The 20,433-nt window shown below is 71.8% G+C and carries 18 protein-coding genes; 13 read left to right on the forward strand and 5 right to left on the reverse strand.

Annotated features, from left to right (window positions below):
• Positions 1-2: 2 nt before the first annotated feature.
• On the forward strand, positions 3-569 hold the full coding sequence (locus tag ACWAUO_RS07610; protein ID WP_460774401.1) for a hypothetical protein: 567 nt from the start codon (positions 3-5) through the stop codon (positions 567-569).
• A 12-nt stretch (positions 570-581) separates the two neighbouring features.
• Here ACWAUO_RS07610 and ACWAUO_RS07615 read toward each other — a convergent pair whose 3' ends face one another.
• On the reverse strand, positions 582-2,054 hold the full coding sequence (locus ACWAUO_RS07615) for a lipase maturation factor family protein (RefSeq protein ID WP_460774403.1): 1,473 nt from the start codon (positions 2,052-2,054) through the stop codon (positions 582-584).
• Between the two features lie 111 nt (positions 2,055-2,165).
• Here ACWAUO_RS07615 and ACWAUO_RS07620 point away from each other — a divergent pair, with 111 nt between their 5' ends.
• From ACWAUO_RS07620 to ACWAUO_RS07635, 4 genes are all read left to right on the forward strand, one after another.
• Positions 2,166-2,729 carry an SRPBCC family protein gene (locus ACWAUO_RS07620; protein ID WP_460774405.1) on the forward strand — a complete coding sequence of 188 codons (564 nt, stop codon included), beginning with the start codon at positions 2,166-2,168 and terminating at the stop codon, positions 2,727-2,729.
• Complete coding sequence (locus tag ACWAUO_RS07625) at positions 2,726-4,177, forward strand: phytoene desaturase family protein (RefSeq protein ID WP_460774406.1); 1,452 nt, start codon at positions 2,726-2,728, stop codon at positions 4,175-4,177. Before ACWAUO_RS07620 ends, ACWAUO_RS07625 begins: the two co-directional genes overlap by 4 nt.
• Positions 4,178-4,260: 83 nt before the next feature.
• Positions 4,261-5,553: an O-acetylhomoserine aminocarboxypropyltransferase/cysteine synthase family protein gene (locus tag ACWAUO_RS07630; protein WP_460774408.1), complete on the forward strand. Its 1,293-nt coding sequence runs from the start codon at positions 4,261-4,263 to the stop codon at positions 5,551-5,553.
• A 113-nt stretch (positions 5,554-5,666) separates the two neighbouring features.
• Positions 5,667-6,188, forward strand: coding sequence for a CoA-binding protein (locus ACWAUO_RS07635; RefSeq protein ID WP_460775242.1), 522 nt, complete (start codon positions 5,667-5,669; stop codon positions 6,186-6,188).
• Between the two features lie 136 nt (positions 6,189-6,324).
• On the opposite strand, the gene ACWAUO_RS07640 is transcribed toward ACWAUO_RS07635, so the two are convergent.
• Complete coding sequence (locus ACWAUO_RS07640) at positions 6,325-6,990, reverse strand: TetR/AcrR family transcriptional regulator C-terminal domain-containing protein (protein ID WP_460774410.1); 666 nt, start codon at positions 6,988-6,990, stop codon at positions 6,325-6,327.
• A 130-nt stretch (positions 6,991-7,120) separates the two neighbouring features.
• Between ACWAUO_RS07640 and ACWAUO_RS07645 the strand changes: the two genes are divergently transcribed.
• The 5 genes from ACWAUO_RS07645 to ACWAUO_RS07665 all read left to right on the forward strand — a co-directional run bounded on the left by ACWAUO_RS07645 (position 7,121) and on the right by ACWAUO_RS07665 (position 11,118).
• A complete protein-coding gene (locus ACWAUO_RS07645) occupies positions 7,121-8,134 on the forward strand; it encodes an SDR family NAD(P)-dependent oxidoreductase (RefSeq protein ID WP_460774412.1) in 1,014 nt (337 codons plus the stop codon).
• A 161-nt stretch (positions 8,135-8,295) separates the two neighbouring features.
• Positions 8,296-9,096 carry a sulfite exporter TauE/SafE family protein gene (locus tag ACWAUO_RS07650; protein WP_460774413.1) on the forward strand — a complete coding sequence of 267 codons (801 nt, stop codon included), beginning with the start codon at positions 8,296-8,298 and terminating at the stop codon, positions 9,094-9,096.
• Between the two features lie 39 nt (positions 9,097-9,135).
• Positions 9,136-9,582 carry an FAS1-like dehydratase domain-containing protein gene (locus tag ACWAUO_RS07655; protein WP_460774415.1) on the forward strand — a complete coding sequence of 149 codons (447 nt, stop codon included), beginning with the start codon at positions 9,136-9,138 and terminating at the stop codon, positions 9,580-9,582.
• Positions 9,579-9,980 carry a MaoC/PaaZ C-terminal domain-containing protein gene (locus ACWAUO_RS07660; protein ID WP_460774416.1) on the forward strand — a complete coding sequence of 134 codons (402 nt, stop codon included), beginning with the start codon at positions 9,579-9,581 and terminating at the stop codon, positions 9,978-9,980. The genes ACWAUO_RS07655 and ACWAUO_RS07660 overlap by 4 nt, the downstream gene beginning before the upstream one ends.
• Before the next feature lies 1 nt (position 9,981).
• Entirely contained in the window at positions 9,982-11,118 is a 1,137-nt protein-coding gene (locus tag ACWAUO_RS07665; protein WP_460774418.1) for a UDP-N-acetylmuramate dehydrogenase, read from the forward strand.
• A gap of 264 nt (positions 11,119-11,382) precedes the next feature.
• Here ACWAUO_RS07665 and ACWAUO_RS07670 read toward each other — a convergent pair whose 3' ends face one another.
• Complete coding sequence (locus tag ACWAUO_RS07670) at positions 11,383-12,582, reverse strand: pyridoxal phosphate-dependent aminotransferase (protein ID WP_460774419.1); 1,200 nt, start codon at positions 12,580-12,582, stop codon at positions 11,383-11,385.
• Between the two features lie 72 nt (positions 12,583-12,654).
• Between ACWAUO_RS07670 and ACWAUO_RS07675 the strand changes: the two genes are divergently transcribed.
• Positions 12,655-13,491: a coenzyme F420-0:L-glutamate ligase gene (locus tag ACWAUO_RS07675; protein WP_460774421.1), complete on the forward strand. Its 837-nt coding sequence runs from the start codon at positions 12,655-12,657 to the stop codon at positions 13,489-13,491.
• Between the two features lie 85 nt (positions 13,492-13,576).
• Here ACWAUO_RS07675 and ACWAUO_RS07680 read toward each other — a convergent pair whose 3' ends face one another.
• Together ACWAUO_RS07680 and aceB are read right to left on the reverse strand one after the other, a co-directional pair.
• Positions 13,577-15,172 (reverse strand): isocitrate lyase, encoded by a 1,596-nt coding sequence (locus ACWAUO_RS07680; protein WP_460774423.1) that lies wholly within the window; start codon positions 15,170-15,172, stop codon positions 13,577-13,579.
• Positions 15,173-15,237: 65 nt separating this feature from the next.
• Positions 15,238-16,914, reverse strand: a complete 1,677-nt coding sequence (aceB, locus tag ACWAUO_RS07685; protein WP_460774424.1) for a malate synthase A — start codon at positions 16,912-16,914, stop codon at positions 15,238-15,240.
• Between the two features lie 156 nt (positions 16,915-17,070).
• Between aceB and ACWAUO_RS07690 the strand changes: the two genes are divergently transcribed.
• Both ACWAUO_RS07690 and ACWAUO_RS07695 read left to right on the forward strand, forming a co-directional pair.
• Positions 17,071-18,534, forward strand: coding sequence for a helix-turn-helix domain-containing protein (locus tag ACWAUO_RS07690; RefSeq protein WP_460774426.1), 1,464 nt, complete (start codon positions 17,071-17,073; stop codon positions 18,532-18,534).
• Between the two features lie 144 nt (positions 18,535-18,678).
• Positions 18,679-20,421, forward strand: a complete 1,743-nt coding sequence (locus ACWAUO_RS07695) for a glucoamylase family protein (RefSeq protein ID WP_460774427.1) — start codon at positions 18,679-18,681, stop codon at positions 20,419-20,421.
• Positions 20,422-20,433: the final 12 nt, after the last annotated feature.

Below are 20,433 nucleotides of genomic sequence, written 5' to 3' on the forward strand. Positions count from 1 at the left end.
CCATGCCGTACACCGCAGATCAGCATCCCCGCACCCCGTCCGCCGACGAACTCCGCGAGCGCATCCCCGGCTGGGGCGCCGACCTCGACCCCGCCGACCGGCCGTCGTCCCCGAAGGAGGTGGACATGCGCGGCAGCACCGGCGCGCACTGGGAACGCCCGGAGCAGCAGCGCCCCGACGGCTACCGGGAGCGCTCGATCGAGCACGCCCGCCTGCCCGCCGTCTTCGGCACCGCGCAGCCCCTGCACGGGGTCTCCGGCGCCATCCGCCGGCTCGCGTACGAGCGCTACAGCGAGGGCCGAGCGGCGCACTGGCTGCTGCTCGTGCTGGGCGACCGGGTCGAGATGCTCGGCGCGCTCGCCCGCTCGACGGTCTCCGGCCGGCCCGACGATCCCATCACCGAGACCGGGATCCTCGCCGAGCGCGGGACGAACCCCATCGCCGCGCGGAAGGGCCGCATCGACACCAAGCACGCGTGGATCGACCCGATCCTGGCCGCGGGGCCGTGGCTCCTCGGCGGCGTCGCGATCGTCGCGATCGTGCGGAAGGCGGTGCGCGGCCGCCGCTGAGTCGCGCGGCCGTCAGTCCGGGAGTGCGACCGGCGGGATGAGCAGCCGCCGCCGGTCGCGTACCCAGACCACGTGCTCCCGCCGGGCCGTGGCCCGGTCGGCGAAGCGGTAACGATACGCGGTCACCCGCACCAGGCGGGGGCGCCGCCCCTCGAACGGGTCGTGCCGGAGGAGACGCAGGGTCGCCGCATCCGCTTCGAGCAGCCGGCGCAGGAACGTCGTGAACCACTCGTCGAGCGGTGTGCCCAGCGGCAGGAACCACATCAGCCAGTCGAGGCGCAGGTGGTACGGCGCGATCTGGGGCGGGATGCGGCGCACGTCGCCCGGCTTGCCGCGGAACCCGTACTCGTGCCAGGTCGCCGTGTCGGGATCGGCGTCCTCCGTCCCCTCCACGACGTACTCGACGCGCTCCTTGGTGACGGTGCCGAACGCGCCGTACGCGTTCGCGAGCTGCCACCGGTTGAAGCTCGCGTTCATGAGCTGCCGGTGTGCGAAGAGGTTCCGCACCGCCGGTGCACTGAGCGCCAGGTACGCGATGAACACCGCGCCGGTGACCACGACCCAGGGGAGGGGAATGCCGTCGACGGACCACGGCGGCTCGGATGCGGGGGCGTCGCCGGACGGGATGCCCACGGCCGAGCAGGCGAGCACGATGGTCGCCCAGTTGAGCCACGCGAAGTTGCCGGTGAGCACGAGCCACAGCTGCGTCGCGATGACGATCACCGCCGCCGCGGTGCCGACGAGCGTCGGCACCGGGCCGGGCACGACGAGCCCGAGGAGCGGGGCGAACAGCAGGAACGGCACGACGAGCTGCGAGACGTGGTTGCCGACGACCTCCAGCCGGTGGAACCAGCCGGGGAGCAGGTGCGCGTGCCGGCTCAGCGGGCCCGGCATCGGCTGCGTCTCGTGGTGGTACATCAGCGCGGTGAGGTCGCGCCACTCCCGGCCGCCGCGGATCTTGATCATCCCGGCGCCGAACTCGAGCCGGAACAGCAGCCACCAGCACAGCACGAGCACGAGGGTCGGCGGCGGCTCCGACGGCGAGCCGAGGAATGCCGCCACGAACCCGGCCTCCAGCAGCAGCATCTCCCACCCGAACCCGTAGAAGGTCTGCCCGATGCTCGAGACCGACATGTAGCCGAACCACAACGCGAGGAAGCACGTCATCGGCGCCCATGGGCCGGTGAGCTGCGGCAGCCCCGCCACGAGCGCCGCGGCGACGACCATGCCCGCGATGCACAGCCCCGCCAGTCGCCGGTCGGTGTACCGGATGCGGCGGAACAGGGTCGGGCGCAGCATCCGTCCCCGCGCCTTCGACGAGGCCGCCCACGCGAGCAGCTCGGGCGCGGGCAGCAGCCCGCGCTCGCCGAGGAGCGGCCGGAACTGGTTGAGGGTGGACAGGAACGCGATGAGGTACAGCGCCGCGATGCCCCGCTGCACCACCTGCCGCGCCAGCTCGTAGTCGACCGCCGCGAAGCCGTCCATGGCGCACACGGTAGCGTCTGGCGGGCGGCGTGCGAGGGGGTTGCCGGGACGCGGGCGGAGCGGGCATCGTGTCAGCGCGACGGCCCCGACCGTCGGAGAGGGAGGACCGAGATGGCACAGAACGTGCGGGCGATGGACTGCGGACCCGAACACGTGTTCCGGGTGTTCGAGGACGGCTGGCTCTTCCCCTCCTGGGTCGTGGGGGCATCGCGGATGCGGGCGGTCGACGTCGGCTGGCCCGCCCGCGGCACCCGGCTGCACCACTCGGTCGGCACCTGGCCGCTCCTGCTCGACGACAACACCGAGGTGCTCGAGTACGAGCCGCCGCGGCGGTTCGTGGTGCAGGCGCGCGGCTGGCCGGTGGGGGAGGCGCGGGTGACCCTCGAGGCGAAGCCGCACCGCGGCGGGACCCTCGTGCGCATCGAGGAGCACGCGTCGTCCGGCCCCGCGGCCCTCGTGCCGAAGCCGCTCATGGACCTCGCGATCCGGTGGCGCAACACCGAGACCCTCCGCCGGCTCGCGTTCATCGCGGAGGGCTTCGCCCGCACCGACCGCGCCGCCGCCTCTGCGACCGCTGACACCCCGGTCGACTTGCCTGAGATGTACGGCGCCGACGGTGTGGCGCGGACATCCGAGGCAAGTCGATCCGAAGGGGAGCGGGAGGGCGGCGCGTGACGGACGTCGTCGTCGTCGGGTCGGGGCCGAACGGGCTCGCGGCGGCCGTGACGATGGCGCGCGCGGGGCTGCGCGTGCGCGTGTACGAGGCGGCATCCGCACCGGGCGGCGGCGCCGCATCCGCCGAGCTCACGCTGCCCGGGTTCGTGCACGACGTGTGCTCGGCCGTGCACCCGCTCGCCTTCGAGTCACGGTTCTTCCAGGAGTTCGGCCTTACCGACCGGGTGCGGTTCGTCGTGCCCGAGGTGTCGTACGCGCACCCGCTCGACCGCCGGCCCGCCGTGCTCGCCCACCGCGACCTCGACCGCACCGCCGACGAGCTCGGCCGTGACGGGGGGCGGTACGCGCGCCTCATGCGTCCGCTCGTCCGTCGCGCGGGCGGCATCGCCGACTTCACCGGCGGCTCGCTGCTCCGGGCACCGGCCGACCCCGTCGCGGCGGCCGTGTTCGGGCTGCGCTCGCTCGAACAGGGGTCGCCCGGCTGGAACCTGCGGTTCAGCGGCGTCGCCGCGCCCGCGCTCGTCACCGGGGTCGCCGCGCACACGATGCTGCACCAGCCGAGCCTCAGCGGCGCCGGCGCGGGCCTCGCGCTCGCGACCTACGCGCACGCACGCGGCTGGCCGATCCCCATCGGCGGCACCCAGGCGATCGCCGACGCCATGATCGACGACATCCGCGCCCACGGCGGCGAGGTCGTCACCGACCACGAGGTGACCTCGCTCGACGAGGTCACCGGCGCCCGGGCCGTGCTCCTGGACGTGACCCCGCGCGCCCTCGTGCGCCTCGCCGGCGGGCGGCTCCCGACCCGCTACGCCGAGGCCCTGCGGCGGTTCCGGTACGGCTCCGGCGTCGCGAAGGTCGACTTCGCGCTGTCGGCGCCCGTGCCGTGGGCCGACCCGGCGGTGACGGATGCGGCGGCCGTGCACCTCGGCGGCACCCGTGCCGAGATCGCCGCCGCGGAGAACATGGTCGAGCGCGGCGTCATGCCGGAGCGGCCCTACGTGCTCGTCTCGCAGCCGACCGTGTTCGACCCGTCACGCGCGCCCGAGGGGAAGCACACCCTGTGGGCCTACACGCACGTGCCCGCCGGCAGCGACGTCGACCGACAGGAGGCGGTGGTGCGCCAGATCGAGCGCTTCGCGCCCGGCTTCCGTGACACGATCGTCGCCGCCCGGTCCCGCACCGCCGTCGAGGTCGCCCGGCACAACGCGAACTACCCCGGCGGCGACATCAGCGCCGGCGTCCCCGACCTGCCGCAGCTGCTGCGCCGGCCCGTGCTCCGCCCCGACCCGTGGCGCACGCCGATCCCCGGCGTGTACCTGTGCTCGGCGTCCACCGCGCCCGGACCCGGGGTGCACGGCCTCGCCGGCTGGTGGGCGGCCCGGAGCGCCCTCCGGCACGAGTTCGGCGTGCGCGAGAGTCCCGACCTCTCGCCCGCGCGCGTGTGACGTTCCAAGACGGCCGAATCGGGCCCCCGGGAGGCTCGGGTTAGGCTCGGGACGCTTCCACGTCCCCTCCCGAAGGGTCCTCCATGGCCGACCGCGAATACGGCTTCCGCACGCGTGCGATCCACGCCGGCAACATCCCCGACGGCGTCACCGGTGCACGTGCGCTGCCGATCTACCAGTCCGCATCCTTCGTCTTCGACGACACGGACGACGCCGCGGCACGTTTCGCGCTGCAGAAGTACGGCAACATCTACAGCCGGCTGGCGAACCCGACGATCGCGTCGTTCGAGGAGCGCATCGCCTCGCTCGAGCAGGGACTCGGCGCCGTTGCCACCTCCAGCGGGCTCTCGGCGCAGTTCATCACGTTCGCCTCGCTCGCCGGTGCCGGCGACCACATCGTCGCGAGCGCCAACCTCTACGGCGGTTCCATCACGCAGCTCGACGTGACGCTGCGCCGGTTCGGCGTCGAGACCACGTTCGTGGCCTCCGCCGATCCCGTCGACTACGCCGCCGCGGTCACGCCGCGGACCAAGGCGATCTTCGCCGAGACCATCGCGAACCCGTCCGGCGAGATCGCCGACATCGAGGGGCTCGCGGCGGTGGCACGGGATGCGGGTGTGCCGCTGATCATCGACTCCACCGTCGCGACGCCGTACCTGTGCCGTCCGATCGAGTGGGGCGCCGACATCGTCATCCACTCCGCCACGAAGTTCCTCGGCGGGCACGGGACGACCCTCGGCGGCGTCGTGGTCGAGTCCGGCCGGTTCGACTGGCACTCCGACCGGTTCCCGCTGTTCACCGAGCCGGTGCCGAGCTACGGCGGCCTGGAGTGGGCCGGCAACTTCGGCGAGTACGCGTTCCTCACGCGCCTGCGCGCCGAGCAGCTGCGCGACATCGGCCCCGCCCTCGCGCCGCACTCCGCGTTCCTGCTCGCGCAGGGCGTCGAGACGCTGCCCTTCCGCATGAAGGCGCACGTGGAGAACGCCCGCGTCGTCGCAGAGTGGCTCGACGCCGACCCGCGGGTCGAGTTCGTGAACTGGGCCGGCCTGCCGCAGCATCCGCACCACGACCGGGCGGCGAAGTACCTGCCCGAGGGCCCCGGCGCCGTGTTCAGCTTCGGCGTCAAGGGCGGCCGCGCCGCCGGGCGCACCTTCATCGAGTCGGTCGACCTCGCCAGCCACCTCGCGAACATCGGCGACGCGAAGACTCTCGTCATCCACCCGGCCTCGACCACGCACGCGCAGCTCACCGAGCAGCAGCTGCTCGACGGCGGCGTGCTCCCCGGGCTCGTGCGCATCAGCGTCGGCATCGAGGACGTCGACGACATCCTGTACGACCTCGACCAGGCGCTCGACGCGGCGCAGCAGGAGGCGTGATGAGCGACACCACCGCGACCGGCACCGCTTCGGCCGGTACCACCTCGACCGGCACCGACTCCGCCGGTACCGACGAGTTCGTCTCGACCCGGCTGGCCAACGGCCTCACCTGTGTGCTGCCCGCATCCTCGCCCCTCGCGAAGCTGCTGCGCTCGCAGCGCACGTGGGAGGGGCCGTCGGCGAAGGAGCGCCTCGCGATCCTGCGGAAGGCGAAGAGCATCGCGATCGTCGGCGCCTCCGCGAACCCCGCACGCTCGAGCTACTTCGTCGGCACGTACCTGCAGCAGTCCACGGACTACCGGGTGTACTTCGTGAACCCGAACGCGACCGAGATCCTCGGGCAGCCGGCGTACCCCGACCTGGCGTCGCTGCCCGAGGTGCCCGACATCGTCGACGTGTTCCGCAAGCCCTCCGACATCCCGGCCGTGATCGACGAGGTCGTCGCCGTGGGCGCGCCCGTGGTGTGGGTGCAACTCGGCATCTGGAACGAGGATGCGGCGCGCGACGGCGAGGCGAAGGGCCTCACGGTCGTCATGGACCGCTGCATCAAGATCGAGCACGCCCGCTTCCACGGCGGCCTGCACCTCATGGGCTTCGACACCGGCCAGATCAGCTCGCGCCGCACCATCCGCTGACCGCCCGTCCGGCCGGCCTCGGGCCGCCTCGGACCGCGAGACTGCATCTGACCGCCGAGACTGCGGGGTAACCCCGCTGTCTCGGCGACCCGTTGCAGTCTCGCGGTCCAGGCGCGCCAGGCGCGCGCGGGCGGGGTCAGCGGCGGAGACGGGCGGCGAGGCCGTCGAGGGCGACGTCGACGTCGAACGCGAACTGCTCGTCGCTGAACGCCTCGAACCCGCGGGCGTCGAGGCGGCGCAGCACGTCGAGCCCCTTCGGGTGCGCCTGCGCCATGAGCTCGCGGAAGCGCGCCACCTGCGGATGCCCGCCCGCCTGCCGGCTCATCACCTCGTCGCGGGCGAAGCCGCTCGCGAGGGTCGTGAGCATGAGCAGCGCGCGGCCGGCGGTGTCCTCGTCGAAGCCGGCGGCGACCATCCGCTCGACGACCGCTTCGGCCGGGCGGATCGCGGCGACGGCCGTCTCGGATGCGGTGTGGAAGTGCAGTGCGAGCGCGCCGGACGAGACGAGCGCCCGCCGGGTTCCGGCCGCGAAGCGTCGGCACGCGTCGCGCCAGTCCGCCGCGGCGGGGACGCGGATGCGGGCGAACTCGCGCGAGAACGCATCGGTCGCGAGCAGCTCGAGAAGCCCGTCGCGCCCGTTGACGTGGTGGTTCAGCGCCTTGCGGTCGACCCCCATGGCGTCCGCGAGGCCCTGCATCGTGAGGGTGGCCGGGTCCATGCCCCGCGCCGCCTCGACGATCGCGGCCGTCGTCAGCCCGGCACGTTCACCGCGGCCACGACGGGATGCGGCGGATGCTGGCATGCGGCGACGTCCTTCCTCAAGCGGGCGCTGGGCCCGGTCGACGAGCGTACACTTTTCCCGAGCGGGAATTACGCATCCCGTGTCACAGAGCGGGAATCACGCGTCCCGCGTCATGAACGGAGGAGACACGATGTCGGACCACACGCCCCTGACCGCCAACAGCACGATCGGCGCCTGGCTCGAGCACCCGGTCGGCGGTGAGGTCGTCCGCGGCTTCCTCGCGCAGTCCGGTGCCAGCGAGGAGTCGCTCGCCCCCCTGAAGGGCCTGCCACTGCAGCAGCTCGTCGCGCTGAGCCAGGGGCAGCTGCCCCAGTCCGTCATCGACGACATGGTCCGTGCGGCCAACGGCGGCGAGATCCCAGCCGACGACGCACCCGCCGGCTGGGTCGAGAAGACCACCCCGGGCCGCTTCGCCGGCAAGACCGTCATCGTCACCGGCGCCGCCTCCGGCATCGGCCGCGCGACCGCATCCCGCATCGCGCGCGAGGGCGGCCGCGTCGTCGCCGTCGACATCTCCGCCGACAAGCTCGCCGAGTTCGCCGCGTCGCTCCCGGACGCCGAGATCGTCACGGTCGCCGGCGACATCACGAAGCAGGACGACGTCGACGCGATCGTCGCGGCCGCGGGGGAGCGCATCGACGCCCTCGCGAACGTCGCCGGCGTCAACGACGACTTCTCGCCGTTGCACGAGACCACCGACGCCATGTGGGACCGCGTCATCGGCATCAACCTCACCGGGTCGTTCAAGCTCTCGCGTGCCGTCCTGCCCGCCATGCTCGCCGCGGGCACCGGGTCGATCGTCAACGTCGCCAGCGAGGCCGGCCTGCGCGGCAGCGCCTCCGGCAACGCGTACACGACCTCCAAGCACGGCGTGATCGGCATGACGAAGTCCGCCGCCGTCATGTACGGCCCCGCCGGCATCCGCGTGAACGCCGTCGCCCCGGGTGGGGTGGCCACCGGCATCCCGTTCCCGCCGCACGTGTCCGAGGCCGGGCAGGCCCGGCTGCAGCCGTTCCAGGCGCAGATCCCGACGCTCGCGACCGCGGAGCAGCTCGCCGCGTCCATCACGTTCCTGCTCTCCGACGACGGCGTGAACATCAACGGCGCCGTGCTCGCCTCCGACGGCGGCTGGTCCGCCCAGTAACCCCCTCCTCAGGGACCCCGCGGGCCGCGAGACTGCATCTGCGCCACGAGACTGCTGACAATGGATGCAGTCTCGTCACGCAGTTGCAGTCTCGCGGTCCAGTGGTGGTCGGGGCGGGGGGCGAAAAGTGCGCGTAACAGGCGGACGATAGGCTCGGCCGAGTGACCGACGCACCTCAGGACCCCCGTTCCGCCCGCAGCATCCTCACGTACATCGGCGTCGGCCTGCTGGCGGGCCTCCTCTCGGGACTCTTCGGGGTCGGCGGCGGCACCGTCATCGTGCCGCTGCTCGTGCTGTTCCTCACGTTCAACCAGCGCCTCGCCGCGGGCACCTCGCTCGCCGCGATCGTGCCGACCGCCGCGGTCGGCGTGGTGAGCTACGCGCTCGCCGGCTCGGTCGACTGGTTCGCCGCGATCCTGCTCGCCGCGGGCGCCATCGTGGGCACGCAGATCGGCACCTGGATGCTGCCGCGCATCTCGCAGACGGTCCTCCGGTGGATCTTCGTGGGCTTCCTCGCCGCGGTCATCGTCAGCCTGTTCATCGTCATCCCCTCGCGAGACGCGCAGATCGACATGACGGTCTGGTCGGGCATCGCGCTCGTCGTCGTGGGTCTGCTCACCGGTGTCCTCTCCGGCCTCATCGGCGTCGGCGGCGGCATCATCGTCGTGCCCGTGCTCATCCTCCTCTTCGGCGCGAGCGACCTCGTCGCCAAGGGCACCTCGCTCCTGTTCATGATCCCCGCCGCGATCTCGGGCACGATCGGCAACCTCCGCCGCAAGAACGTCGACCTGGTCGCCGCGGCGTGCGTCGGTGTCGCCGCCTGCACCACGACGGCGCTCGGCGCGTGGCTCGCGACCCTCATCTCGCCGCTCGCGGCGAACATCCTCTTCGCCGCCTACCTCGTGTTCATCGGGGTGCAGATGGCGATGAAGGCGATCAAGGGCCGCAAGAAGAAGGACTGACCCGGGGGCCGGTCGATCCCTGCTCGGTAGGATGGGGGGATGCCCGTCAACCCCGAGCTGGTCGGCCGCGAATTCGCGCCGACGGCCCCCTATCTCGTCGGCCGCGAGAAGGTGCGCGAGTTCGCCCGCGCCGTGTTCGCGACCGACCCGCAGCACACCGACCCCGCCGCCGCGCAGGCGCTCGGCCACGCCGACGTCGTGGCGCCGCCGACGTTCGCGATGGTGGTGCAGGACCTCGCCCTGCAGCAGCTGCTCGCCGAGCCCGACGCCGGCATCACCCTCGAGCGCACGATCCACGCCGAGCAGCGGTTCCGCTACTCCCGGCCGATCGTGGCGGGCGACGAGCTCACGGGCCGCATCGCCGTCACCGGCGTCCGCGCCGTCGGCAAGGGTGCGATGGTGACCAGCGAGACCGAGATCACGGATGCGGCCGGCGACCACGTCGTCACGGCGGTGTCCGTGCTGCTGATCGGGGGAGACGAATGAGCGCGCTCGAGGTCGGACAGGTCGTCGCCGAACGCGACGTGCACCTCACCCGCGAGTCGCTCGTGCGGTACGCGGGCGCGTCCGGCGACTTCAACCCCATCCACTACCGCGACGACGTCGCCGCCCGCGTGGGGCTGCCGGGCGTGCTCGCGCACGGGATGCTGACCATGGGGCTATCCGTGGAGACGATCGTGCCGTGGCTCGGCGACACCGGCCGCATCCTGGAGTACGGCGTCCGCTTCACGCGTCCCGTCGTGGTCGACCCGGAGGACGGCGCCGATGTGCACGTCGAGGCGAAGGTCGGCGCGGTCGCCGACGAGACGGCCCGCATCGACCTCACCGTGAGCGCCGCCGGCACCACCGTGCTCGGCAAGGCGCAGGTGCGCATCCGCCGCTGACATGCCCGAGATCACGCCCGTCCCGCTCTCCGAGCTGACCACGCTCCGCACCGGCGCGGCGCCCCGCCGCATGATCGACGCGGAGACCCGTGCGGAGCTCGTCGACGCCCTCCGTGAGGTGTGGGCCGACGGTGACGACTGGTTCGTGCTCGGCGGCGGGTCGAACCTCTTCGTCGGCGACGAGCCGTTCGACGGCACCGTCATCCGCATCCGCACCCGCGGGATCGAGCGCCTCGACGGCGCCCGCCCCGGGACGACGCTGCTGCGCGTGCAGGCCGGGCACGACTGGGACGACCTCGTCGCGCAGACGGTCGCCGCAGGTCTCGCCGGCATCGAGGCGATGTCGGGCATCCCCGGCACCGTGGGCGCGGCCCCGGTGCAGAACGTCGGCGCCTACGGGCAGGAGATCGCGCAGACCCTCGTCGAGGTCGAGCTCATCGACGAGGCGACCGGCGAGGTCTCGGCGGTCCCGGCAGCCGAGCTCGGACTGGGCTTCCGCACCTCGGTGCTGAAGCACCACCACGGGTCGGCGCCGCAGCGCCGCGCCGCGATCCTCTCGGTGACGTTCGAGCTCACCCAGGTCGGGCACGGCGAGGTGCCGGTGCAGGGCGAGCAGTTGCGGCGGGCACTCGGGCTCCAGCCGGATGCGGCCGTCTCGCTCGCGTGGATCCGCGACCACGTGCTCGCCACCCGCCGCGCCAAGGGCATGGTGCTCGACGACGCGGACCACGACACCTGGTCGGCCGGCTCGTTCTTCCAGAACGCGATCGTGACCGAGCGGTTCGCGCGGACGCTCCCGGAGGAGTGCCCCCGCTGGGCGATGACCCCCGACGTGGAGCCGGTGACGGTCATCCCGCTCGATCGCTTCGACGGGTTCGTCCCGGCGCCCGAGCCGCAGGAGATCGACGTGAAGGTGAGCGCCGCGTGGCTCATCGAGCACGCCGGCATCCGCAAGGGCTTCTCGCTGGCACGGTCGCGCGCCTCGGTGTCGACCAAGCACGCGCTCGCGCTGACGAACCGCGGCGGCGCCACCGCGGCGGAGCTCGCTGAGCTCGCCCGGTTCATCCAGCAGCGCGTGCAGCAGGAGTTCGGCCTGCTGCTGCAGCCCGAGCCCGTGCTCATCGGCGTCGACCTGTAGGCCGAGCCGTCCGCGGCGGTCGCCGCCGCAGCATCCGCCGCCCTCGTCGGCCGCACGCCGGCATCCGCGTCACGGGGCACCGAATCAGGTGATTCGGCGAGATCAGGCGGTTTCGGCGCCGAAGTCCCCTGCGTTCGCCGAATCACCTGATCTGGCGGCGGCGGATGCGGCGCGCACACGGATGCGGCGCGCACACGGATGCGGGCACGGCACACGCAGGACGGGCCGTCACCTCGCGGTGACGGCCCGTCCGGACGGCGCGACTCAGGAGAAGAGTCGCTGCAGGCGCTGGATGCCCTCGAGGAGCTCGTCGTCGCCGAGCGCGTACGACAGGCGCAGGTAGCCGCTCGGGCCGAACGCCTCGCCGGGGACGACCGCGACCTCGGCCTTCTCCAGGATGAGGTCGGCGAGCTCGAGCGAGGTGGTCGGGGTGACGCCAGCCCACTCGCGGCCGAGGAGGCCGGTGACGTCGGGGTACACGTAGAACGCGCCGAGCGGGGTCGGGACGGTCACGCCGGGGATCTTCGCGAGCTCGCCGACGATGAGCCGGCGACGGCGGTCGAACGCGACCCGCATCTGCTCGGCCTCGTCCTGCGGGCCGGAGAGCGCCGCGAGGGCCGCCCGCTGCGCGACGTTGTTCACGTTGCTGGACAGGTGCGACTGCAGGTTCGCGGCGAGCTTGATCGCGTCGGCCGGGCCGACCATCCAGCCCACGCGCCACCCGGTCATGGCGTAGGTCTTCGCGACGCCGTTCAGCAGCAGGGTCTGGCCGGCGAGCGCGGGCACGGCCTCGACGATCGAGACCGCGCGGGCGCCGTCGTAGACGAGGTTCTGGTAGATCTCGTCCGAGATGACCCAGATGCCGTGCTCGAGGGCCCACTGGCCGATGGCCGCGGTCTCCTCGGGGGTGTAGACGGCGCCGGTGGGGTTCGACGGCGAGACGAAGACGAGCACGGTGGTTCGCTCGGTGCGGGCGGCCTCGAGCTGCTCGACGGTGACCTTGTACTCCTGGTCGGCACCCGCGAACACCTCGACGGGCACGCCGTCGGCGAGACGGATGGCCTCGGGGTAGGTGGTCCAGTACGGCGCGGGCAGCAGCACCTCGTCGCCCGGGTTCACCACGGTCTGAAACGCCTGGTACACGGCCTGCTTACCGCCGTTGGTGACGACGACCTGCGACGGCTCGACCTCCAGGCCGGAGTCGCGGAGGGTCTTCGCGGCAATCGCCTCGCGCAGCACCGGGAGCCCGGCGGCCGGGGTGTAGCGGAAGTTCGCCGGGTTCTGCAGCGCCTCGGCGGCGGCATCCACGACGAACTGCGGGGTCGCGAAGTCGGGCTCGCCGGCCGCGTAGGAGATGACCGGGCGCCCGGCCGCCTTCAGGGCCTTCGCCTTGGCGTCGACTTTGAGGGTCGCCGATTCGGCGATCGCGGAGAGCTTGCGGGAGAGGGGGGCGCGTTCGGTCACACAGGAAAGCGTAGTCGTGCGCGTGAGGCCCCGTGAGAGGGTGCGGCGACGGTGCTGTGGAACGATGACAGGATGCGCGGCATCCGACTGTGGGCACTCGACGGACTCCCCGAGATCCGGCCGGGCGACGACCTCGGCGTCCTCATCGGCGACGCCCTCGCGGCGGATGCCGACGGCATCCGTGACGGCGACGTGCTCGTCGTGACGAGCAAGATCGTGTCGAAGGCCGAGGGGCGGATCGTCGCGGCCGACGACCGCGAGGACGCCATCACGGCGGAGACCGTGCGGGTGGTCGCGACCCGCGGCACCACCCGCATCGTCGAGAACCGGCTCGGGGTCGTCGGCGCCGCCGCCGGGGTGGACGCCTCCAACACCCCCGAGGGCACGGTGCTCCTGCTGCCGCTCGACCCCGACGCATCCGCCCGTGCGCTGTGCGCGGCGCTGCGAGCGCGGTTCGGTGTGCGCATCGGCGTGATCGTGAGCGACACGCTGGGCCGTGCCTGGCGGATCGGGCAGACCGACATCGCGATCGGCGCCGCCGGGATGACGGTGGTCGACGACCTGCGCGGCGGCACCGACACGCAGGGCCGGCCGCTGGCGGTCACGGTGCCCGTCGTCGCCGACGAGCTCGCCGGCGCCGCCGACCTCGTCAAGGGCAAGGCCACCGGGCTGCCGGTCGCCGTGGTGCGGGGGATGGGCCGCCTCGTGACGGATGCGGTCGACACCCCCGGTGCGCGGATCCTGCCCCGCACGGGTCCCGCCGACATGTTCCGTCTCGGCACCGACGAGGCGATCGCGATGGGCCGTGCCGCCGGCCACGCCGAGGGGTACGCGGCCGGCTACGCCGCCGCATCCGCCGGCCCCGCCGCACCCGCTGGTCCCGCCGCACCCGCCGGCCCCGCCGTGTGAACGCCGAAACTGCACCTGACCGCCGAGACAGCGGGGTTACCCCGCTGTCTCGGCGACCGGATGCAGTCTCGCGGTCCGGCTGGAGTCAGCTGAACTGGTTCATCGTGTTGTCCTTGCCGCCGGCCTTCAGGGCCGCCTCGCCGGCGAAGTACTCCTTGTGGTTGTCGCCGATGTCGCTGCCGGCCATGTTCTGGTGCTTGACCGTGGCGATGCCCTCGCGGATCTCGCGGCGCTGCACGCCCTGCACGTAGGCGAGCATGCCCTCCTCGCCGAAGTAGCCCTTGGCGAGGTCGTCGGTCGACAGTGCGGCCGTGTGGTAGGTCGGCAGGGTGATGAGGTGGTGGAAGATGCCCGCCCGCGCCGAGCCGTCGCGCTGGAACGTGCGGATCTTCTCGTCGGCCAGCCGCGCCAGTTCGGTGTCGTCGTACTCGACGCTCATGAGGTTCGCGCGGTCGTAGGCCGACACGTCCGCACCCTGCTCGACCAGGTGGTCGTACGCCTGCTGGCGGAAGTTCAGCGTCCAGTTGAACGACGGGCTGTTGTTGTAGACGAGCTTCGCGTTCGGGATCTCCTCGCGGATGCGGTCGACCATCCCCGCGATCTGCTCCACGTGCGGCTTCTCGGTCTCGATCCACAGCAGGTCGGCACCGTTGCGGAGCGAGGTGATGCAGTCGAGGACCACGCGGTCCTCGCCCGAGCCCGGACGGAACTGGTACAGGTTGCTGGCCAGGCGCTTCGGGCGCAGGAGCTTGCCCTCACGGCGGATGACGACGTCGCCGTCGGTCAGCTCGGTCTCGGAGATCTCCTCCACGTCGAGGAACGCGTTGTACTGGTCGCCGAGGTCGCCGGGCGTCTGCGAGACGGCGAGCTTCTGCGTGAGGCCGGCGCCGAGCGAGTCGGTGCGGGCGACGATGATGCCGTTGTCCACGCCCAGCTCGAGGAAGGCGTAGCGGACCGCGTTGAGCTTCGCGATGAAGTCGTCGTGCGGGACGGTCACCTTGCCGTCCTGGTGGCCGCACTGCTTCTCGTCGGACACCTGGTTCTCGATCTGGATGGCGCAGGCGCCCGCCTCGATCATCTTCTTGGCCAGGAGGTAGGTCGCCTCCGGGTTGCCGAACCCGGCGTCGATGTCGGCGATGATCGGCACCACGTGCGTCTCGAAGGTGTCGATCTGCGTCTGGATGAACTCGGCCGCCGTCTCGTCGCCGGCGGCGCGGGCGTCGTCGAGCTTCGTGAACAGCAGGTCCAGCTCGCGCGCGTCGGCCTGGCGGAGGAAGGTGTACAGCTCCTCGATGAGCGCCGGCACCGACGTCTTCTCGTGCATCGACTGGTCGGGCAGCGGGCCGAACTCGGAGCGGAGCGCGGCCACCATCCACCCGGACAGGTAGAGGTAGCGCTTGTTCGTGCTCTTGAAGTGCTTCTTGATCGAGATGAGCTTCTGCTGGCCGATGAACCCGTGCCAGACGCCGAGCGACTGTGTGTACTGCCCGGGGTCGGCGTCGTACTCCGCCATGTCGCGGCGCATGATGTCGGCGGTGTAGCGCGCGATGTCGAGCCCGGTCCGGAACCGGTTCTGCGCCCGCATCCGGGCGACGTACTCCGGGTTGACGGCGGCCCAGCCCGGCCCGTTCTGCTCCTTGAGCTCCTGGATGGCGTCGATGTCGTCCTGGTAGGTGGTCATGTCTCTTTCCTTGCTGGTGTGGTGCTCGGGGCGGGGCCGCACAGGCCCGCCGGGTCCGGGCAGGCTCAGGCGGTCTCGGTGAGGAACTTCGCGTACGCGGGCAGGGTGAGGAAGGCGGGGAACTCGTTGCCGAGCGCCACCTCGCGGAAGATCTCCGCGGCGTCGTCGAAGCGGTCGCCGTCACGGCGCTCCACCTCGCCGAGCACCTGCGCGATGAGGTCCTCGATGTACTCCCTGGTGATCAGGTCGCCCTCGGCGGTCGAGTGGTCCTGGTGGATCCACTGCCACACCTGGGAGCGGGAGATCTCGGCGGTCGCCGCATCCTCCATGAGGTTGTCGATGGCGACGGCGCCCAGGCCCCGCAGCCACGCCTCGATGTAGCGCAGGGCGACCGACACGTTGTCGCGCACGCCCTGTGCGGTCACCGGGCGGCCGATGTGCACGTCGATGAGGTCGGCGGCGGCGACCTCGACCTCGGGACGCTGCCGGTCGAGCTGGTTGGGCCGGTCGCCGAGCACGGCGTCGAACTCGGCGCGCGCCACCGGGATGAGGTCGGGGTGGGCGACCCAGGTGCCGTCGAAGCCGTCGCCGGCCTCGCGCTTCTTGTCGGCGGCGACCTTCTCGAACGCCTGCGCCGTCACCTCGGGGTCGCGGCGGTTCGGGATGAACGCGCTCATGCCGCCGATCGCGAAGGCGCCGCGCTTGTGGCACGTCTTGACCAGCAGCTCGGTGTAGGCGCGCATGAACGGCACCGTCATCGTCACCTCGCTGCGGTCGGGCAGCACGAACCGCGCGCCGCGGCCGCGGTAGTTCTTGATGATCGAGAAGATGTAGTCCCAGCGGCCGGCGTTCAGCCCCGCGATGTGGTCGCGCAGCTCGTAGAGGATCTCCTCCATCTCGAACGCGGCCGGCAGCGTCTCGATGAGCACGGTCGCGCGGATCGTGCCGTGCGGGATGTCGAGGTACCGCTCGCTGAACGTGAACACGTCGTCCCAGAGCTTCGCCTCCTCGCTGGACTCGAGCTTCGCGATGTAGAAGTACGGGCCGGCGCCGTTGGCGATCAGCCGCTGCGCGTTGTGGAAGAAGTACAGGCCGAAGTCCACCAGCGAGCCGGATGCGGCCATCTCGCGGCCGGCGCGGTCGGTGAACCGGATGTGGTTCTCCGGCAGGTGCCAGCCGCGCGGGCGCATCACGATGGTGGGCGTCTCGGTGGCGGTCACCGCGTACTGCTTACCCTCGGGGGAGGTGAAGGAGAGCTGCCCGCGGATCGCGTCGAACAGCGAAAGCTGCCCCGCGACGACGTTCTTCCAGGTGGGGCTGGTCGCGTCCTCCTGGTCGGCGAGCCACACCTTGGCGCCGGAGTTCAGCGCGTTGATGGTCATCTTCGGGTCGGTCGGGCCGGTGATCTCCACGCGGCGGTCGTGCAGGCCGGGACCCGCGCCGGCCACGCGCCAGCTGGGGTCGTTGCGGATGCTGGCGGTGTCGGCCCGGAAGCTCGGGTCGTGGCCGTTGCCGATCTCGTAGCGGCGGCGCATCCGGTCGGCCAGGCGGTCGCGGCGACGGGCGTCGAACCGCGCGTGCAGCTCGGTGAGGAAGGCGACCGCGTCGGCCGTGAGGATCTCGGCGTAGCGGGGGCCGAGCGCACCGACGACCTCGATCGTCGGCTGGTACGACGTTGCGATGGCGCCGGTGGTCGGCGCCGTGGTGGTCTCAGGCGCGAGGCCCGTGGCGGTGGGGGTCATTGCCCTGTCCTTCTCTCTCGCTGGGGTGCCGTCGGTGGGACCGGCCGACACCTCCGGGGTTCGTGGGAACCACTCTGCGTGAAGTTCCAGGGGTGGACCGGACGATCCGGGGGAGAAGTTTGCGCGAATTTCTGTGCATGTGACAGACTCCCGGCCATGACGATCGCAGAAGAGCTCGCCGACGACGCCGAGGCCGATGCGCTGACCATCGGTCGCCGCATCCGTCAGCTGCGCACCAAGCGCGGCATGACGCTGGAGGACCTCGCCGCCGCCGTCGACCGCGCCCCGAGCCAGATGTCGATGATCGAGAACGGCAAGCGCGAGCCGAAGCTGACGCTGCTGCGCGCGATCGCGAAGGCGCTCGGCACCTCGATCGACGCGCTGCTGGAGGCCGAGCCGCTCGACGAGCGGTCCTCGCTCGAGATCGCGCTTGAGCGGGCCATGCGCGGGCAGACCTTCCAGGCGCTCGGGATCGCACCGTTCCGCATCGGCAAGACCGTGCCCGACGAGGCGCTGCGGGCCATGCTCGCGCTGCAGTCCGAGATCGAACGGCTGCGCGACGAACGCTCCGCCACGCCGGAGGAGGCCCGCCGGGCGAACCTCGACCTCCGCCACCTCATGCGCAGCCAGAACAACTACTTCGGCGACCTCGAGCGGCAGGCGACCGACCTGCTGGATGCGGTGGGCCACCCCGGCGGCCCGCTCACCCAGCGCACGACGAGCGACATCGCCGCCCACCTCGGCTTCACGCTGCACTACGTGCCGGACCTCCCGCAGACCACCCGCAGCGTCGCCGACCTCAAGCACGGCCGGCTCTACCTCTCGAGCCGCGTCGCCGCCAAGGGCGACTCGCGCACGGCCGTGCTGCAGGCGCTGTCGAGCCGCATCCTGGGGCACCGGGAGCCGACGAGCTACGCCGAGTTCCTCCGCCAGAGGGTGGAGACGAACTACCTCACCGGGGCGCTCCTCATCCCGGAGAGCCACGTGGTCCCGGTGCTCGAGGAAGCCAAGACGAACCGCGCGATCTCGATCGAGGACCTCCGCGACGCCTACTCGGTGTCGTACGAGACCGCCGCGCACCGGTTCACGAACCTCGCCACCGTGCACCTGGGCATCCCGGTGCACTTCCTGAAGGTGCACGAGTCGGGCACGATCACGAAGGCCTACGAGAACGACGACGTGAACTTCCCGACCGACCGGCTCGGGTCGATCGAAGGGCAGATGTGCTGCCGCCGCTGGACCAGCCGCACCGTGTTCGACGTCGACGACCGGTTCAACCCGTACTACCAGTACACCGACACCGGCAACGGCACCTACTGGTGTACCGCGCGGGTCGAGAACTCCAGCGAGGGGCAGCACTCGGTGAGCGTCGGTGTGCGTTTCGACGACACGAAGTGGTTCATCGGGCGGGACACCCCGAACCGTGGCGTCTCGAAGCACTCCGTCGAGGTGTGCTGCCGCCGAGCGCCGTCGGAGCTCGAGTCGGAGTGGCGCGAGAACGCCTGGCCGAACGTGCGGACGCCGCGGACGCTGCTGGCGACGCTGCCGACCGGCGCCTTCCCTGGGGTGGACACGACCGAGGTGTACGAGTTCCTCGCCGCGCACGCGCCGCGCGGCTGAGCCGCCGCATCCGGGGCCGGACCGGATGAGAGGTGGATGAGGGTCGACGGGCACGGGTTGCGCAAAAACCACACACATGTATGGTTTTTGGAACGTCGACCCAGGTTCCATCCCCCCGGAGCCGCTTTCGAAGAGGAGAGCGACATGACACCCCTCACCCGCGCCGTCACGACGGCGGCGCTCGCCGGCGCACTCATCGCCGGCGCCACCCCCGCACTCGCGGATGCGGCCGCCACCGGCCGGGCATCCGCCGGTGCCGAGACCGGCCACGGCGGCAGCAACGGGAACGGGAACGGGAACGGGAACGGGAACGGGAACGGGAACGGGAACGGGAACGGCAACGGTCACGGGAACGGGAACGGGAACGGGAACGGGAACGGCAACGGGCACGGCCATGGCAACGGGCACGGCGGCGGCAACGGGCATCCCGACGCGGGAGACGAGACGCTGCTGCGGTACGCCACCGACACCTGGGCGTCACTCGCAGCCATGACCGACCCCGCGACCGGGCTCCCGGCCGACAACATCGACGGTGCCCTGAACGAGGCGGCGGACTACACGTCGCCGACGAACATCGGCGGGTACCTGTGGTCCACGGTCACCGCGCGCGACCTCGGTCTCATCGACCGGCGTGACGCGACGCAGCGGATCGCCGCGACCCTCACCACGCTCGAGGGCCTGGAGCGCGACGCCGGCAGCGGGATGTTCTACAACTGGTACGACCCGGCCACCGGCGCCAAGCTCACCTCGTGGCCCGACAGCGGCGACCCGGTCGAGCCGTTCCTCAGCACGGTCGACAACGGCTGGCTCGCCGCATCACTCCGCATCGTCCGCGAGGCCGAACCGTCGCTCGCGCGGCAGGCGGAGTCGCTCTACGAGTCCATGGACTTCGGCGCGTTCTTCGACCCGGCCGGTGCGGCAGGGCTTCCCGCGGGCACGAACCGCGGCGGGTTCTGGGACGCCGAACCGAGCGGATGCAGCGTGCCCGCGCCGATGTACAACGGCTCGGGCGAGACGGCGTACTACACCTGCCACCACTACGACACGACGGTCAGCGAGAGCCGCATCGCCACCTACCTCGGCATCGCGAACGGGCAGATCCCGGCGACGGCGCTCTCCGGCACCCACCGCACGATGCCGCCCGGCTGCGACTGGGCGTGGCAGGAGCAGCTCCCCACCGGCGAGTACCGCACCTACGACGGGTTCGAGGTCTGGGAGGGCGCGTATTCCTACGACGGCATGAGCTTCGTCCCGAGCTGGGGCGGCAGCATGTTCGAGGCCCTCATGCCCGACCTGCTCGTGCCCGAGACGGAGTGGGGCGAGCAGTCCTGGGCGAAGAACCACCCGATCACCGTCGCGGTGCAGCAGCGGCACGGCGAGGACGCCGGATACGGCTACTGGGGCTTCTCGCCCGCATCCGACCCCTTCGGCGGTTACGCCGAATACGGCGTCGACCTCGCCGGGATGCGCGCCGACGGCTACCCCTCGGACGCCGAACGCACCGACGTCGACATCGACCGCCCCGGGTGCAGCACCGGCACGAACCCCGACCCGGTCTTCGGCGACGGCGTCGTGACGCCGCACGCGAGCTTCCTCGCCCTGCCGTACGACCGCGAAGGCGTGCTCGAGAACCTCGCCGGGATCGAGACCGAGCTCGGCGCCTACGGCCCGGGCGGGTTCTTCGACGCGGTCGCCGTGCACAGCGGAACCGTCGCCGAGCGGTACCTCTCACTCGACCAGTCCATGATCATGACCGCGATCGGCAACGAGCTCACCGGCGATAGCCTGAAACGAGCCTTCGTCGACCGGGACATGACCGAGCGGCTCAAGCCCGCGATGCAGGCGCTGGTGTTCAGCGCCTCCTGGGGCGAGGCCGAAGCGCGATAGGGGAGTGCGACA

It is taken from the genome of Microbacterium sp. GXF7504, from assembly GCF_054798235.1.

Coding starts and splice junctions, on each gene's coding strand:
- ACWAUO_RS07610 (WP_460774401.1), top strand. CDS start 3: ATGCCGTACACCGCAGATCAGCATCCCCGCACCCCGTCCGCCGACGAA.
- ACWAUO_RS07615 (WP_460774403.1), bottom strand. CDS start 2,054: ATGGACGGCTTCGCGGCGGTCGACTACGAGCTGGCGCGGCAGGTGGTG.
- ACWAUO_RS07620 (WP_460774405.1), top strand. CDS start 2,166: ATGGCACAGAACGTGCGGGCGATGGACTGCGGACCCGAACACGTGTTC.
- ACWAUO_RS07630 (WP_460774408.1), top strand. CDS start 4,261: ATGGCCGACCGCGAATACGGCTTCCGCACGCGTGCGATCCACGCCGGC.
- ACWAUO_RS07640 (WP_460774410.1), bottom strand. CDS start 6,990: ATGCCAGCATCCGCCGCATCCCGTCGTGGCCGCGGTGAACGTGCCGGG.
- ACWAUO_RS07645 (WP_460774412.1), top strand. CDS start 7,121: ATGTCGGACCACACGCCCCTGACCGCCAACAGCACGATCGGCGCCTGG.
- ACWAUO_RS07655 (WP_460774415.1), top strand. CDS start 9,136: ATGCCCGTCAACCCCGAGCTGGTCGGCCGCGAATTCGCGCCGACGGCC.
- ACWAUO_RS07660 (WP_460774416.1), top strand. CDS start 9,579: ATGAGCGCGCTCGAGGTCGGACAGGTCGTCGCCGAACGCGACGTGCAC.
- ACWAUO_RS07665 (WP_460774418.1), top strand. CDS start 9,982: ATGCCCGAGATCACGCCCGTCCCGCTCTCCGAGCTGACCACGCTCCGC.
- ACWAUO_RS07675 (WP_460774421.1), top strand. CDS start 12,655: ATGCGCGGCATCCGACTGTGGGCACTCGACGGACTCCCCGAGATCCGG.
- ACWAUO_RS07680 (WP_460774423.1), bottom strand. CDS start 15,172: ATGACCACCTACCAGGACGACATCGACGCCATCCAGGAGCTCAAGGAG.
- aceB (WP_460774424.1), bottom strand. CDS start 16,914: ATGACCCCCACCGCCACGGGCCTCGCGCCTGAGACCACCACGGCGCCG.
- ACWAUO_RS07690 (WP_460774426.1), top strand. CDS start 17,071: ATGACGATCGCAGAAGAGCTCGCCGACGACGCCGAGGCCGATGCGCTG.
- ACWAUO_RS07695 (WP_460774427.1), top strand. CDS start 18,679: ATGACACCCCTCACCCGCGCCGTCACGACGGCGGCGCTCGCCGGCGCA.